The organism is Rhodococcus sp. 21391 (genome assembly GCF_016772255.1).
GTDB lineage: Bacteria > Actinomycetota > Actinomycetes > Mycobacteriales > Mycobacteriaceae > Rhodococcus_F > Rhodococcus_F opacus.
Map to the genome: position 1 here is coordinate 585,865 of NZ_CP063781.1, position 14,527 is coordinate 600,391.

The window sequence follows — 14,527 nt, forward strand, 5'->3', positions numbered from 1 at the left end:
AGAACACCCCCGCCGAAGTCAGGACTGCACGCGCGGCCGCAACCACTCGACGAGGTCGTCGAGTACCTCCTCGTTCTCCGGTTCGTTGAACACCTCGTGGAACAGGTTTTCGTAGATCTCCACCGTGAGATCCTCCGAACCGACGTACTCCGCGATCAGTTCCGTGCCGTGCACACTCGCAAGTCCGTCGTCCTGGCCGTGCTGGAGCAGCAAGGGAACCGTCAACGACGGCAGACGCTCCGGCAACCGTTCGGCGGCGAGGATCATTCCGCGCGCAATCCCGGCAGGCACCTTTCCGTGGTGGACGAGAGGATCCTCCTCGTAGGCCGATACGACCGCAGGGTCGCGAGAGACCAGCTTCGCGTCGAGCGACTCGACGGGCACTCCGGGGAGAAAGCGGCCCACCAGCTTGCCGATCTCGACCACGATGCGCGGCGTGCCGCTCGTCACGTCGACCGCAGGCCCGGACAGCATGAGTGCTTTCAGGTCCTGCTGGTGGTCGAGTGCATAGGTCAGCGCGATGGAACCGCCCATGCTGTGCCCGAGGAGGAACCGGTCGGTGCCGGGCCAGTCCGTCGATGCGATGCCGAACAACTGGTGCAGGTCGTCGGTGAACTCGGTCCAGTCCTTCAGGTGGACCCGTTTGCCGCCCGACCGCCCGTGCCCGCGGTGGTCGGGCGCGTAGATCGCGAGGTCGAGCTCCCCGAGCCGTTCGATCACATGGTCGTAGCGCCGGGCATGCTCGCCGAAGCCGTGGCACAGAACCAGCACGCCACGCGGGCGCCGCTCGGGGAGCCACACGTCGTAGACGATGGGAATTCCGCCGACGCCGGCGAAGGATGATTCTCGATGCTGCATGATGCCCCTTCGTGGTCCGAATTCGACGACTCAGATCATTGCACGGTGAGGTACCCCGGCACGGGACAAATTAGGGTATCGGTCCCTTCGACAACAGGTCGATGACGGCGCGCGACGTGCGCCGCCGCAGCCACCCACGCGGTCCGTCCTCGCCGAGCGCGGCGCGGGCGGCGTTCAGGCCCGACACCCCGTGTACGCCGCCACCCGGGTGTGCGGAGGCGCTTCCCAGGTACAGGCCCTGAACCGGCGTCTCCGAACGGGACGTGCCCGGCCCCGGCCGGAAGATCAGCTGCTGATGGAGTTGCGCCGTCCCGCCGTTGACGGCGCCACCCACGAGATTCGCGTCGGCCGCCTCGAGATCCGACGGGCGCTGGACGACCCGTCCGACGACCCGCTCCGAGAAACCCGGTGCGTGCGCCTCGAGGACGTCGTCGACCCGCGCGGCCAGCAGATCGGCGGACGCGTCGTCGGTGACGTCGCGCGGTAGATGCGTGTACGCCCAGGCGCTTTCGGTACCTGCCGGTGACCTGGTGGGATCCGCGGTCGTCATCTGCCCGAACAACAGGAACGGGCTGGACGGAACGGTGCCGGTGGTCAGGTCGGCCATCCAGCGGACGAGTCCGTTGTCGTCGGCACCCAGGTGTACGGTGCCCGCTCCGCTCAGGCTGGGGGAACGCCACGGAATCTTCTGCGACAAGGCGTAATTGACCTTCAGGACGGGCGTGTCCCACTCGAAGTGCTCGAGGTCGGCCCGCACGCGGGCGGGGACGGCGTGGTCGGGAAGCAGCGACCCGTACAGTGCGGGCGCAGAGACGTCGGCGATCACCGCCCGACGTGCCGTGTAGCGGACACCCGACGCCGTCCGTACCCCCACGGCGCGACCCGACCGGACGTCGATCCCGGTCACGCCGTCGCCGTAGTGGAAGTGCGCACCCGCGTGCTCGGCCCGGCGCACCATCGCGGCCGACAACTCGCCCGCACCGCCCACCGGAACGGGGTAACCCCCGTCCTGGGCGAGCATCGTCAGGATGTAACCCATGACGCCGCTGCCCGGTGCGTCCGGCGGGGTGTCGGCGTGCATCGCGTTACCCAGCAACAGAAGTCGTGCCGCCTCGCTCCGGAACAGTTCATGGGCCATCCGCCGTGCGGGCAGGAGGAGGAATCGGGCCAGCCGCAGCGACTCGGCGGTCCCCAGCTGTCGCAGCAGTCGGCTCGGACCACGCACGGGCGGGAACGGGCTGAACAGGGTGCTCAGCAGCGGTTCCTTGATGTCGTGCCACTGCTCGACCAGCGCCGTCCACGCGACGCCGTCACCGGGTTGACGGCGTTCGAGGTCGGCGGCCGTATCCGCGGGTTTCGGGTGGATCACCGGCGCGTCCTCGTCGGCAGCCGAGCGGGCGTGCCCGAGCGCGCTGGGCGCGTGACTCCACCGCAGTCCGTGCGACTCGAGGTCGAGACCGCGGAGCGCCGGCGACACGGTGGACAGGGGATAGAACGCGCTGAACAGGTCCGACGTGAAGCCGGGGACGAGTTCCGCCGACCTCACCGCACCGCCGGGCGTCGGCTGCGCCTCCACGACCGCGACGTCCCAGCCCGCATCTGCCAGGGTCGCGGCCGCGACGAGTCCGTTGGGACCGGACCCGATGACCACTGCGTCGACGTTGTTCACTCGACCAGGCTGTCAGAAAAGGCGGCGCTCCGCTCAGATGGACGAGGGTGTGAACGTCACCGGCATGTGCTTGAGCCCGTTGATGAAGTTGGAGCGCAGGCGCTGTGCCGGTGCCGTCTGTTCCATGTCCGGCATGCGACGCAGAATCTCGCCCAGCATCACCTTCATCTCGGCGCGAGCGAGGTTGGCGCCGAGGCAGAAATGGTGACCGCCGCCGCCGAACGCAATGTGCTGGGAGTAGTGGCCCGTAGGGCGGTCGATGTCGAACGTGTAGGGGTCGTCGAACACCGCCTCGTCGCGGTTTCCCGACATGTGCCAGATGACCACGCGGTCGCCCTCGGAGATCTCGACATCGTGCAGCACGGTGTCCGTGGTCGCGGTCCGGCGGAACTGCATGACCGGGGTGGCCCAGCGCAACCCCTCCTCGATCAGAGCGTCGAGCTTGGACGGATCCTCGAGCACCTTCCTGCGCTCCTCGGGATGCTCCATCAGCGCCAGCTGGGTGTGTGAGATGGCGTTGCGGGTGGTCTCGTTACCCGCGACCGCAAGGAGCATGAAGAACATGTTGAAATCCAGTTCGCCCAGCTTCTCGCCGTGTACATCGGCCTGGATGAGAGCTGTTGCGATGTCGTCGCGCGGGTGCTTCTTGCGGTCCTCGAACATCTCCAGGCTGTACGCGAACATCTGGGCCGCCGCCGCCCGTTCCTGCCCTTCCTCGAGATGGAATTCCGGATCGGACGAGCCGATCATCTGATTCGTCAGATCGAAGATCAGCTTGCGATCTTCCTGGGGCACCCCCAGGAAATCGGCGATCGCCTGAAGCGGGAGTTCGGACGCGACATCGACGACGAAGTCGCACTCGCCGCGCTCGATCACCGCGTCGACGATGGTCGTGGCCCGCCTCGCGAGAATCTCGTGCAGCTGGCCGATGCGGCGGGGCGTGAAACCCTTGCTCACGATCTTCCGCAGCGCCGTGTGGTCGGGCGGGTCCATGTTCAGCATCATCAGCTGCTGGCCCGCCAGGTCGTCGGGGCTCAGGTCGTCGATGTAGGTGGCGCCCCGCCACGACGAGTACGTCTCGGCGTCCCGGTTCACCGTCACGATGTCGGCATGCCGGGTGACGCACCAGAACGGGTCGCCCCGCTCGTCGAGGTGCCGGTAGACCGGTGCCTCCCGCCGCAACACGGCGAACATCTCGTGGGGCACGCCCTTCGCGAAGGTGTCCGGGTTGTAGAGATCGACGTCGGCGAGCTGCACTGTCCCTCCTGAGGCCTCACGTACGAGAATACGTTCTAGTCCCGGAGGATGTGGAACAACGAAAAACGGCTCCGGAGAATTGAATCTCCGGAGCCGTTTCCAGTGGTAGCGGGGACAGGATTTGAACCTGCGACCTCTGGGTTATGAGCCCAGCGAGCTACCGAGCTGCTCCACCCCGCGTTGCATTGACAACACTACACCCTTCCCGGAGTGCTCTTGACCAACCCCGGGGAGGGCTAGGTCACATCAGCCGGAACTGGACCATTTCGATGGCGTTCTCGATCGCCTCGGAGACCTCCCGCAAGCGTTCGTCCGCGCCCGCCGCAGCGAGGATCTGCAGGCGGTCGGCGTCCCCCATCGGAATGTAGGTGGCGATCTCGTAGAGCCGCGTGCCGAGCGACCCGCGGAAAGCGCCGATGACGGGAACGTCGGGCGGGACATTGCCGGTCTCCGTCGCGAGACGGCGAAGGAGACCGTACAGGAATTCGAGTCTCTCGATGAGGGACGGGAATTCGTAGTCCGCCGTCTGGGTGCCGGTGTTCTCGTCCGGCCAGACATCGACCTCAGCGACCGGATACGGGTTGTCGGGCAACCACTTCGACACCTTGATCCGTTCCTCGGTGCGGCAGAACAGCTCGTACCGCCCGTCGCCGATCGACGCGTGGGATTCGATCCGCGCGATGGTGCCGACATCGTGGCGGACGTCGCCGCCGCCCACCTCGTTGCCACGGGCAATGAGAACGACCCCGAAACGGGGACCGTCCGGTGCGTCCAGGCAGTCGCGAACCAGTTCCTGGTAGCGGGGTTCGAAGACGTGGAGGGGAAGCTGCTGACCGGGCAGCATCGTCGAGCCCAGCGGGAACATGGGGAGCAGAGTCATCAGGGGATTCTCAATCGGGGTACGGGCGTCGCCGGCAGCGGGTCGACGCGATCGATCTCGTCCGTGAGGTGTTCCGACCATGTCAGGAGGCCGGCGATGTCGAGGCCGTGCGGCGCCTCCACCTCGTAATGCCGGATCCGGTCGTGGCCTTGGCGCAGCAGTGACCGCGCGCCGGTCTTGTTGCCCCGCATCAGGTGGGTGAGACCCACCGCGAGCTGTGCGAGCCCCTGCCACAGTTCCCGCTCGTCCTCGGGGGCGATCTTCCACGTACCCTCGAGGATCTCGTGGGCGTGGAACGGCATGCCGTGGTCGAGTAGCCGCTGAGCCTCGGTGATCGCCTCGTCGGGTGGTAACCGCAGGTCGTCGGGGATGCGGGGCACACCCTCGGCGTCGTGGGGCAGGGGTCGGCCGAGTTCATCGCGGGGGCGTGCGTTGAGGGGTTTCCCCGTCCCGTCCCTGTCCCGATCGGTCATGGGACAAGGGTAACGCTCAGTCGCGGGTCGGCGAAGGGTTGGCGAGGGCCGCCGACACGCGTTTCGACAGCTCGTCGCGAACCAACGGGACTGTCGCGGACCGCAGGTGAACACGGTTGTCCTGGTGATAGAGGTACCGGCCGTCCGCTTCCACGTCGATCCAGGTCAGTTCACCCAGAACGGGCTCGTCGAGCCCGCTGCGCGTACCCCGGATGCAGATGTATCCGATTCCGGTCCGCGGCCGGCCGACGATCCCTCGCAGAAGAGTGCCGTCGGAGGCGCGAGCGTTCTGCAGGACGGAAGTACCGCTGCTTCGGTTCTCGAGGTCGTCGGGGTGCGCGGTCAGGGACGGGGTCCGTCCGGGCGCACAGTCGGGCAGGTCTTTCAGGAGTTGAGTGGTCAGCCAGTCGACGCCCTCGGTGCCGGCGTCGATCCGGATGTCGCCGCGGCCCGGTTCTCCGCGCAGTTGTTCGGCGACGACGGCGACCCGGCCACGGATGCTGCCCCTCCGGCGAAGCCCGGAGTCGAGTTCGGGGGAGGGGGCGAGCACCGTGACGGACAGTTGCGGATCCCGGAGCGCCTGGATTGCGGCGACCAGTTTCGGTTCGTCGAGCGCGGTCCGCCACTGCTCCAGCTCGCGTTGCTGGGCGGCATACTGATCTTCCGTCGCAGCTGCGGACCGGTATTGCAGCGGGTACGGCATCCGGTCGAGATCGGTTGCCTCCCAAAGGCACATGAATTGGGCTGACGTCAGCCGCCAGTTCATGCGCCGATCACCGGGGGTGCGACGGGGTCGAGTTTGCCGATCAGTTCGTTGCCGTTGTCGACGGTGATGAGATAGCTCGGCGTCTGATGCTCCGTGTCGCCATCGCCGTTGCCGCCCACTCGGCCGGGTGCACCCATCATCCCGGGTGCCATTCCCATTCCGGGACGACTCATGCTCGGTTTCACCGGAGTCGCCGCCGCAGCAGCGGCAGCCGCCCCTGCGCCGGCTGCGGCGCCACCGGACGGGATCGGGCCACCCGGAACCACACCGCTCGAGCTGGACTCGGAGTCGCGCTTGTCATTCTTCCGGCGCGCGCCCGACGCCGAACCCCCGAGGCCCGAACCTCCGGCACCGGACCCCGAACCTCCGCCGATTCCGCCGCCGTAACCCGCGGCACCCGCGCCGCTGCCCGCCTGCGAACCGGCACCGGCCGCATTCTGCGCATTCGCTGCGGCAGTCTGCGCGGCCGATCCGGATCCAGCCCCAGCGCCCTGGTTGGCAGCAGATTCGGCATTCGCTGCGGACGTAGCCGCGGCATCATCCCCCGCGGAATTACCGTCCGCGGAGTTCTCGCTATCTGCCGACAAATCGCCCTCTCCCGACGCGGAGGAGATATTGCTGTCGGTTGTGCCCCAGGGGTTCGAACCGTGGGGGAACGTTCCATGAGCAGTCAGGACACCGTCGGAGCCGGCACCATCTCCAGAAGGGGCGTAAGGCTCCGGGAGTTGCGGAACATTCGTGCCGACATCGCGGTAGTTCGGCACGTAGATCGCTTCCAACCTCCGAACCGCCTCGAGTCGTGCGGCTTCCCTCGCAGTCTCGGACGATTCCGCCGCAAGCGGACTCAGCGGGAGTTGGGACAGGACGCCTTCGGCACTAGCTGGCTGAGGCACAGACGCTTTCACGTCCGCAGCCGCGCTGCTCAAGATATCGAGCTTCACCGCGATTGCCGCGATACTCGATGTCAGCTGACCGCTGGTTTCAGCGAGTTTCTCGGTCGCTTGTGCCGCGGCGTCTGCCGCCTCGCCCTCCCAACGTTCAGAAATCGTATTGCGGAGGACTGCGAATCCGAAGGCAAGTGGGAGGGAGTTCGAGATGCTGTGGCAGGCCTGGGCGAGTTGACCGATGGCGTCGGGAACCATGGTCTGCACCATCGCGTACATTTCTTCGTGACCCATACCGTGGAAGCTCTCCATGGTGCGGATGTACGGGTCATCTGTTCCCGAACCCGCAGCGAGCCTGTCCGCCGAGCTCTGGAGGCTGGTGCGGCGTTGCTCGCCCGCACCATTCGGGTTCATCGAGCCGAGGATCGCGGACACAGTATCGTTGGGCGGCATGGCTCAGCCCTCCTTAGGAATGTAGCGCTCGAAGATGCGGGCGGTGTCTTCGAGGCCAGCGCACCATTCCGGTTCAGGAGCGGACCCAGCGTAATCGGGGAAGATGCTTCGTGTTAGTCCGAACATGCCGTAGGTGGTTTCCATGCTGAGATCGCACGCATTCCTTACCTCAGGGTCGAACTTCAGAAGCGCCCGACGACCGTTGATCTCAATCTGCGTTGCGTGGTGGTCCTTGGATTTTTCCTGCTCTTCAGCCCAAGTGATATTCCCGGACAACGCGTTCATCCCGTATAGATCGTCGGTGGAATCGTACGAACAACCAAGGAAGGTGTAATTCCCCGCAGGGAAGTCGGCATTCTCTTCACTGCTCGGGTCGTACCCCGCTTCCAGCAAAGCTTCGTCGGGAATGTCGAGGCACGGATCGAAGGCAACCTGAGGGCGAGTCGATTCGTCGACGTGACGCGGAACTCGGGTGGAGGATGTTTGTGGATTCGACTCAGTCGTCGCGGTCGCCGTGCACCCCATTAGCGCTACGGCGGTCGAAGCAATGCCGATCCATGAAAGGGAACGCCTCATGCTGGAGTGTCCTCCTGGATGGCACCGAGGGCTTGGCGGATTGCGCTGTCAGCGTTCGCGAAGGCTTCGCCTCCGGCCGCGAAGGTATCGCGCATCAGAATGATTGCGTCACGAAACTGAATAAGGCGTTGATGCACTGACCCAGCCTCGCCGGTGAACTTCGATTGATAGCCAGCCTGCAGCTCTTGCGCGGAGGCGAACCCTCCGAAGCCAGTGACCATGCGAAGCCTGTCGGCTTCCTTGATCGCATCACGCACCTGCTCCAGCATCGTGTTGCACACGCCGACACACTTCTCGATTGCGTCATCTTCCAGACGCAGTGTTTTGCTCATTCCCATCCCCCCAGTACTCGACAGGACCCCCACGGCCGCGTGCGGAGATGCTACCGCACGGGTGTGTCACTCGGTCTAGTGTGCGGCGACCCGATGTTCAGGCTGCGTGGAGGTATTCGATGAGGATGCGTTCCACTGGTGAGCTGATCTGAACCTCACGGAACGGCAACGGTTTCGGTAGTGGTCGTGCGGTTGATCGGTACCGGTGTCCGGTGGGGGTGTGGATCTCGATCTTGTGCAGTCCGCCGGGCAGCTGATGGGGCTTGGCGTTCCACCCTGCACCTTGTTTGGCGTAGTTGCAGGCCGCGCACAGGCCGGCTCCGTTGTGTGCGGTGGTCGGGCCCTCGTACTCGCGGGGTTGGATGTGGTCGTGATGCCGGATCGGCGCATCACACCACGGTGTCCGGCACGTTCGATCGCGGAGATCGATCATCCTCGCCAACCCGGCGGGGAAGCAGCGGGCTTGGGACTCGGTTGCGGTCAGGGCTCCCGAGTGCGGGTTCGCGTACAGGCGGCGCAGGGTCACCCGCGCCTCGTCCCCGGTTTCCGGATCGATCGCGGCCTCGACTGCCTCCTTGATCCAATGCCCCGCCAGTGCCGCGGGGACGGGCCCGTACCCCTGCATGTAGGCGGGTTCGGACCCCCGGTCGAGGAGCGCACGGTCGGAGATGACGAGGTTCACGGTGATCGGAGGTGCCGTCGCGGTGTGGGGCGCGCCGGTTACTCGGGAGACGAGGAGGTCGGCCATGATCTGCGCCCGCGTGCGCTCGTCACCGGCGGCGAGGATCGAATCGGCGTCACGGGCAAGAGTCGCGTGCACCGCGACCCCCTGTGCCACCGGCAGTAAAGCGCTGACGTAAGCCATGGTGTCCGGTGCGGGACGGGAGGTGACCCGCCGATCCGATACCGCCTTGCGGGCCCGCCGCACCACGGCCTCGGCGTCGACTTCCGCAGCGGCCGCGCGAACTTTCGCGCACACCGCCTGATCGCCGAGCCCGTCCAATGTCGCCGGGTCGGCGCACAGCAGGTAATCGAGTGCGGTGCGATCTTCTCGGGTGAGGAATGCAGTTTCGCGGACGAGAATTGTTGCCCGCCACTCGCTCAGCAACCCTCGTTCGAGCAGCGCCAAGGTGCAGGGCATCTCGTGGACGAGAGCGGTCGCCATGCCGAGATGGCGGCCCCCTCGAAACGGTGAGTCCCGTCGTGCCAACGCCACCTGGTTGGCGATGCCTCGCCCTCGCTGTGCGGCCGGCACTTCGCGGTCTGCTCGTGCGGCGCGGATGGAGGCGTCGAGGTCTGCGGTCACCCGGGCTTGCACGCCCGCGCAGGCGGCTTTCACCTCTTCGAGTGTGCGGAGTACGTCGATGCGTGTCGCATCGTCGATGTCTCGGTCGAGTTTTGGTAACTCGGCCAGAAATGCGATCACCGCTGCTGCATCCACCCCGACCCCCCGGTTGCCGTCGATTCCCCCGAATCGAACGTATGTGGCGCTCCTCACCTTTGTGTGGGTAGTTTTGGATTAATTCCTCCGAGCGTCAGGTAGATCATCGAGGTCAGCGATTCAGCGGAATGGTGTCCGTAGCCGCGAGCGTTGATGAGTCTGATCTTTGAGTTGATACCTTCGATGAGGCCGTTTGAGATGCCGAGTTCTACTGCTGCGATGATTCCGTCGTAGTGCTTGTGGATCTGTTGGGCGAGCATTGTGAATGCCGGGATTCCGCTGTGTGCGGCGTCGTCGATCCATGCGCGTAGATGTCGTTTGGCACGTGAGGGTTTGACGGTGCGGAACAAGTCCCGCATTTGCTCTTTCAGTCGCCATGCGTGCCCGACCTGCTGATCCTGACCTGTGAGCGTGTCGACCAGGGCGCGGCGCTGGTCGGTGAGTCGTTCGGCGCCGGTTCGCAACGCGATGCGGACTTTGCGCCAGCTACCGCTCGAGAGCTCTATTCTGCGGCGGTTGGCCGAGGAAGCCTCGGAGAACACTCGGTCCAACGCCCGGTTTACCCACTGCATGACATGGAATGGGTCGAAACAGATACGGGCGTTTGGTACGTGCTCCTCGGTGGCGACGCGATATGCCTTCGATCCGTCCATCGATACCGACTCGATCGAGTCGAGATCTGACTCCTGTTGCTGCTCATAAAAGGCCGCGAGTGATTCGGTGCTCCGCCCGGGTTCGATATGCACCACGGTCTTGGTGTCGTGGTCGCCGATAACAGTCAAATACTTGTGCGGGTGTCGGTAGCAGATTTCGTCGACGCCGATGCGGTAGATCGCCCCGAGTCGGCGACTGTCGATCAGTTCGTCGACGGTGCGGTTGATGATTGCGGTGACCGTTTCCCACGCGCAGCGCATCAACGTCGCGACGGAGGTGCGGTCGGTGCGGGCGGCGAGCCACAGGATGGTGTCTTCGAAGTCTCGGGTGTGCCGGGCGGTGGGCCGCGCCCACGGCACCTGTTCGGTGCGCACCCCGCAGTCGGGGCAGTCGATGCGGCGGATCTCGTAGACCAACCACAGGCGGTGGGTGCCGAGGTCAAGGTGTCGCCAACGGCGAGTGGACCGGTCATATGTTGCCGACGAGATATACCCGCAGGGACACTGGAGTCGGCGGGCGCGCAGGCGGACTTCGACCTTGACATCGCTGTCTGTGATCGACACCGCGGACACCGATGCACCGGGGATCTTCAAGAGACGGTTAAATGCAGTACTGACGCGCACGTGTAGCGGGCCTCCGGGTTGAGGTAGGTGTGGTAACCCCGAAACCTAGAGGTGCTGCACGTGCGCGTCCCTCATCTCACCGGTGAAACGCCGAACAGTGCGGCCAACAACACAACCCACCCTGAACAGCAGAAATGGCGCCCACAGAAACCCGAGGAGCGCCACGTATGTTCTATCTTAGCCGACCCCACTGGATCCTGGCAATACCTCGCCGGCACCCACCATGCGCATGGCGAGGTCGGCGTACAGGTTCGCGACAGCCTCCGGCTCGGTGTAGGCGCCTGCCGGGAACCAGCGGCAGATGTCGACGCACAGAGACATGAGGGCGAGGGTGACGCCTTCGCTGTCGGGCACCGTGAATTCGCCGGATGCGGCCCCGGCGTCGACGACGGCACGAACGATGTGGGTGATGTCGCGGCGCAGTTTGACCACGTCGCGATAGTGCTCGGGTGTGAGGGCGTTGAGTTCGTACTGCACGACGCGAGCCTGTGCGTGGTGCGTGGCCTGCCAGCTCGCGAACGCGCCGATCATCGCCTGCAGTCTCGTCGAGGGCGCCTCGTCGGGGAGGTCTGCACTCACGACGACGTCGAGCGCCGCGGTGTGGCCTTCGTAACTGATCGCGAAGAGCAGCTCTTCCTTGGATCGGTAGTGCGGGTACATCGCGGCGGGGCTCATGTCGAGGCGGGCGGCGATCTCACGGGTGGTGGTGCCCCCGTAACCGCTGGTCGCGAACGCGTCGACGGCTGCGGCTCGGATGCGGGCGGCAGCCTTGGAAGGGCTGATCACCTGGTTCGGTGATTCGCTCATGTCTTTCTCCATCCTCGGCTGCGCGGCTGTTGACAATACCGCGCCGCACCATCAGTATAAGCAAGCGCTTAGAAAATAAGCACACGCTTACAAGCGTGCACACACCACAGCTGGATTTCGAAAAAGGAGCGGTCATGCGACGCACCCTGTACGGCCCCGATCACGAGGCATTCCGCGAATCGGCCCGGGAGTTCGTGAACCGCAACCTCCTGCCGGTGGCCGACAAGCTCATCGAGCAGCGCTTCATCGACCGCGAGATCTGGCTCGAAGCCGGCCGCAACGGATTCCTCGGCCTCGAGGTCCCCGAGGCGTACGGTGGAAGCGAGGCCGGTGACTACCGGTTCAACGCGGTTCTCGCCGAGGAGCTTTCGCGGGCGAGCGCCGCCGTGTCGTCGAGCTTCGGTATTCACGCCGACGTCGTCGCGCCGTACCTCGTGCAGCTCACGACCGAGGAGCAGAAGCAGCGCTGGCTGCCCAGGTTCTGCACCGGTGAGCTGCTCACCGCGATCGGTATGACCGAGCCTTCCGGCGGTTCCGACCTCGCGTCGCTCAAGACCACCGCGGTCAAGGACGGCGACGACTGGATCATCAACGGTTCCAAGACGTTCATCACCAACGGCTACAACGCCGACCTGGTGATCGTCGCGGCGCGCACCAGCCCCGAGAAGAAGTCCAAGGGCATCACCCTGTTCGCCGTCGAGACGGGCATGGAGGGCTTCGAGCGCGGACGCAAGCTCGACAAGGTCGGCCAGCACGAGTCGGACACCGCCGAACTGTTCTTCGAGAACGTGCGTGTCCCGTCTACGAACATCATCGGTGAGATCGACCGCGGATTCATCCACATGATGGAGATGCTGCCGCAGGAGCGGGTCGGCGCCGCCGTCTCGAACATCGCGCACGCCGCGCCGATCCTCGAGGAGACGATCCAGTACGCCAAGGACCGCAAGGCATTCGGTCAGCCCATCGGCTCGCTGCAGTGGAACAAGTTCCTCCTCGCGGACCTCGTCACCCGTGTCGAGGTCACCCAGGCCTACGTCGACAACTGCGTCGCCGCACATGCCGACGGTGAGCTCACGGCAGTGGACGCCGCCAAGGCCAAGTGGTGGACTGCTCAGGTGCAGAACGAGGTCCTCGACCACTGCGTGCAGCTGCACGGTGGCTACGGATTCATGACCGAGTACCGTGCCGCCCGTGCGTGGATGGATGCCCGTGTCACCAAGATCTGGGCCGGTTCCAACGAGATCATGAAGGAACTGATCGGCCGCGACCTCGGCCTCTGAACCCGTACCCCGTAGCCCGACGACAAAGGAGTCGCTTCATATGTCCGTTCTCGACAAGTTCAGCTTGACCGATCGGGTGGTCGTCGTGACCGGTGCGTCGTCGGGCCTCGGGGTGGCGTTCGCGCAGGCCGCGGCGGAGGCCGGCGCCGACGTGGTGCTGGCAGCACGCCGCACCGACCGTCTCGAGAAGACCGCCGAGCTGGTGCGGGCCGCGGGACGTCAGGCGCTGTGCGTTGCGACGGACATCGCCGACCCGGCTCAGGCGCAGAACATGATCGACGCGGCCATGGAGAAGTTCGGCCGCGTGGACGTGCTCGTCAACAACGCCGGCGTCGGTACGGCTGTCCCCGCGACGCGGGAGACGCCGGAGCAGTTCCGGCAGGTCGTCGACATCAACCTGAACGGTTCCTACTGGGCGGCGCAGGCGGCGGGCAAGGTCATGAAGCCGGGCAGCGCGATCGTGAACATCGCGAGCGTGCTGGGTCTCACCACCGCGGGACTTCCGCAGGCCGCGTACGCCGCGAGCAAGGCCGGGGTCATCGGTCTCACCCGCGACCTGGCGCAGCAGTGGGGTGCCCGCAAGGGCATTCGAGTGAATGCGATCGCTCCCGGGTTCTTCGAGACGGAGATGACGGATCAGTACCAGGACGGGTACCTCGAATCGATGAAATCGCGGCTGGTTCTCGGTCGCCTCGGCGATCCGGAGGAGCTGGCCGCGACCGTGGTGTGGCTCGCGTCGGACGCCGCCGCGTACGTCACCGGCCAGACGATCGCGGTGGACGGCGGCATCACCATCACCTGAGCGTCGGGTTGGGCGGGGCTGCCGTGCTGGCGTATAAGTAGGAAATGACCACGCGCACCGTCCATGAAGAGTGGGACGACAAGCCCGCCCCGTCGATGGCGGCCACCGATCTGTTGCGGGAGCCTCCGGCGACCCCGCGTGGAGCACGCACTCGCGCGGCGTTGGTGGCGGCCGCGCGGACGGTATTCGAGCGGTCCGGGTACCTCGATGCCAGGCTCACCGACATCACGAAGGAAGCCAACTGCTCGACGGGGTCGTTCTACACGTACTTCGACAACAAGGAACAGGTGTTCGCCGCCGTGCTCGAGGTGGCGCAGGAAGACATGATGCACCCGGGGATGAAACGGGTGCAGGACACCGACGACCCGTACGCCGTTCTGGAGGCGAGTAACCGCGCCTACCTGGAGGCCTATCGGCGTAACGCCAAGCTGATGGGGCTGCTCGAACAGGTCGCGCACATCGACCCGGCGTTCGCGGACCTGCGGCGTCAGCGGGCCGACGCGTTCATCGCGCGCAACGCGCGGGGCATCGCGGAACTGCAGGCGCGGGGCATCGCCGACAAAGAACTCGACCCGATGCTGGCGTCGCGGGCGCTATCGGGGATGGTCAGCCGGTTGGCGTACAACGTGTTCGTGGCCAGCGTGAACGGGACCGACGGCACTCCCGTCGACTTTGACGACGTCGTGTTCACTACGACGCGCATCTGGGCAAATGGACTGAGGTTCCCCGAGCGGAGCTGAGCTCTCTCCGACGGCGTCAGCGCGTGGGACAC

Annotated in this window: 15 protein-coding genes and 1 tRNA gene; 3 read left to right on the forward strand and 13 right to left on the reverse strand. The window is 65.6% G+C overall.

The annotated features are described in order from the left end of the window. Positions 1 to 18: 18 nt before the first annotated feature. From GO592_RS02725 to GO592_RS02785, 13 genes are all read right to left on the reverse strand, one after another. Entirely contained in the window at positions 19 to 858 is an 840-nt protein-coding gene (locus GO592_RS02725) for an alpha/beta hydrolase (RefSeq protein ID WP_007297211.1), read from the reverse strand. A 70-nt stretch (positions 859 to 928) separates the two neighbouring features. Continuing rightward, positions 929 to 2,527, reverse strand: coding sequence for a phytoene desaturase family protein (locus GO592_RS02730; protein WP_007297212.1), 1,599 nt, complete (start codon positions 2,525 to 2,527; stop codon positions 929 to 931). 33 nt (positions 2,528 to 2,560) lie between these two features. Next, positions 2,561 to 3,784, reverse strand: a complete 1,224-nt coding sequence (locus GO592_RS02735; RefSeq protein ID WP_005569476.1) for a cytochrome P450 — start codon at positions 3,782 to 3,784, stop codon at positions 2,561 to 2,563. 103 nt (positions 3,785 to 3,887) lie between these two features. Continuing rightward, positions 3,888 to 3,964 (reverse strand) — tRNA-Met (locus GO592_RS02740). 61 nt (positions 3,965 to 4,025) lie between these two features. Beyond that, the gene (locus GO592_RS02745; protein WP_007297213.1) at positions 4,026 to 4,664 is read right to left on the reverse strand and encodes an LON peptidase substrate-binding domain-containing protein; all 639 of its coding nucleotides are present in this window, start codon (positions 4,662 to 4,664) and stop codon (positions 4,026 to 4,028) included. Continuing rightward, entirely contained in the window at positions 4,664 to 5,137 is a 474-nt protein-coding gene (locus GO592_RS02750) for a DUF309 domain-containing protein (protein WP_007297214.1), read from the reverse strand. Before GO592_RS02750 ends, GO592_RS02745 begins: the two co-directional genes overlap by 1 nt. A 16-nt stretch (positions 5,138 to 5,153) precedes the next feature. Continuing rightward, complete coding sequence (locus GO592_RS02755; RefSeq protein WP_007297215.1) at positions 5,154 to 5,903, reverse strand: ESX secretion-associated protein EspG; 750 nt, start codon at positions 5,901 to 5,903, stop codon at positions 5,154 to 5,156. Continuing rightward, on the reverse strand, positions 5,900 to 7,240 hold the full coding sequence (locus GO592_RS02760; RefSeq protein WP_007297216.1) for a hypothetical protein: 1,341 nt from the start codon (positions 7,238 to 7,240) through the stop codon (positions 5,900 to 5,902). The genes GO592_RS02755 and GO592_RS02760 overlap by 4 nt, the downstream gene beginning before the upstream one ends. Positions 7,241 to 7,243: 3 nt before the next feature. Beyond that, positions 7,244 to 7,816: a DUF3558 domain-containing protein gene (locus tag GO592_RS02765; protein ID WP_039951180.1), complete on the reverse strand. Its 573-nt coding sequence runs from the start codon at positions 7,814 to 7,816 to the stop codon at positions 7,244 to 7,246. Then, a complete protein-coding gene (locus tag GO592_RS02770; RefSeq protein WP_007297218.1) occupies positions 7,813 to 8,154 on the reverse strand; it encodes a hypothetical protein in 342 nt (113 codons plus the stop codon). The genes GO592_RS02765 and GO592_RS02770 overlap by 4 nt, the downstream gene beginning before the upstream one ends. A gap of 91 nt (positions 8,155 to 8,245) precedes the next feature. Beyond that, complete coding sequence (locus GO592_RS02775; protein WP_039951181.1) at positions 8,246 to 9,589, reverse strand: HNH endonuclease signature motif containing protein; 1,344 nt, start codon at positions 9,587 to 9,589, stop codon at positions 8,246 to 8,248. A 53-nt stretch (positions 9,590 to 9,642) separates the two neighbouring features. Continuing rightward, positions 9,643 to 10,866: an ISL3 family transposase gene (locus tag GO592_RS02780; RefSeq protein ID WP_172651615.1), complete on the reverse strand. Its 1,224-nt coding sequence runs from the start codon at positions 10,864 to 10,866 to the stop codon at positions 9,643 to 9,645. Positions 10,867 to 11,043: 177 nt separating this feature from the next. Then, positions 11,044 to 11,673: a TetR/AcrR family transcriptional regulator gene (locus tag GO592_RS02785; RefSeq protein ID WP_202715096.1), complete on the reverse strand. Its 630-nt coding sequence runs from the start codon at positions 11,671 to 11,673 to the stop codon at positions 11,044 to 11,046. 134 nt (positions 11,674 to 11,807) lie between these two features. Here GO592_RS02785 and GO592_RS02790 point away from each other — a divergent pair, with 134 nt between their 5' ends. From GO592_RS02790 to GO592_RS02800, 3 genes are read left to right on the forward strand one after another with little or no spacing between them, the layout of a single operon-like run. Beyond that, entirely contained in the window at positions 11,808 to 12,953 is a 1,146-nt protein-coding gene (locus GO592_RS02790) for an acyl-CoA dehydrogenase family protein (protein ID WP_005264084.1), read from the forward strand. A 40-nt stretch (positions 12,954 to 12,993) separates the two neighbouring features. Continuing rightward, the gene (locus GO592_RS02795) at positions 12,994 to 13,755 is read left to right on the forward strand and encodes an SDR family NAD(P)-dependent oxidoreductase (protein WP_005251443.1); all 762 of its coding nucleotides are present in this window, start codon (positions 12,994 to 12,996) and stop codon (positions 13,753 to 13,755) included. Between the two features lie 44 nt (positions 13,756 to 13,799). Next, the gene (locus tag GO592_RS02800; RefSeq protein ID WP_005264085.1) at positions 13,800 to 14,495 is read left to right on the forward strand and encodes a TetR/AcrR family transcriptional regulator; all 696 of its coding nucleotides are present in this window, start codon (positions 13,800 to 13,802) and stop codon (positions 14,493 to 14,495) included. Positions 14,496 to 14,527: the final 32 nt, after the last annotated feature.

Coding starts and splice junctions, on each gene's coding strand:
- GO592_RS02725 (WP_007297211.1), bottom strand. CDS start 858: ATGCAGCATCGAGAATCATCCTTCGCCGGCGTCGGCGGAATTCCCATC.
- GO592_RS02745 (WP_007297213.1), bottom strand. CDS start 4,664: ATGACTCTGCTCCCCATGTTCCCGCTGGGCTCGACGATGCTGCCCGGT.
- GO592_RS02750 (WP_007297214.1), bottom strand. CDS start 5,137: ATGACCGATCGGGACAGGGACGGGACGGGGAAACCCCTCAACGCACGC.
- GO592_RS02755 (WP_007297215.1), bottom strand. CDS start 5,903: ATGAACTGGCGGCTGACGTCAGCCCAATTCATGTGCCTTTGGGAGGCA.
- GO592_RS02760 (WP_007297216.1), bottom strand. CDS start 7,240: ATGCCGCCCAACGATACTGTGTCCGCGATCCTCGGCTCGATGAACCCG.
- GO592_RS02765 (WP_039951180.1), bottom strand. CDS start 7,816: ATGAGGCGTTCCCTTTCATGGATCGGCATTGCTTCGACCGCCGTAGCG.
- GO592_RS02770 (WP_007297218.1), bottom strand. CDS start 8,154: ATGGGAATGAGCAAAACACTGCGTCTGGAAGATGACGCAATCGAGAAG.
- GO592_RS02785 (WP_202715096.1), bottom strand. CDS start 11,673: ATGAGCGAATCACCGAACCAGGTGATCAGCCCTTCCAAGGCTGCCGCC.
- GO592_RS02790 (WP_005264084.1), top strand. CDS start 11,808: ATGCGACGCACCCTGTACGGCCCCGATCACGAGGCATTCCGCGAATCG.
- GO592_RS02795 (WP_005251443.1), top strand. CDS start 12,994: ATGTCCGTTCTCGACAAGTTCAGCTTGACCGATCGGGTGGTCGTCGTG.
- GO592_RS02800 (WP_005264085.1), top strand. CDS start 13,800: ATGACCACGCGCACCGTCCATGAAGAGTGGGACGACAAGCCCGCCCCG.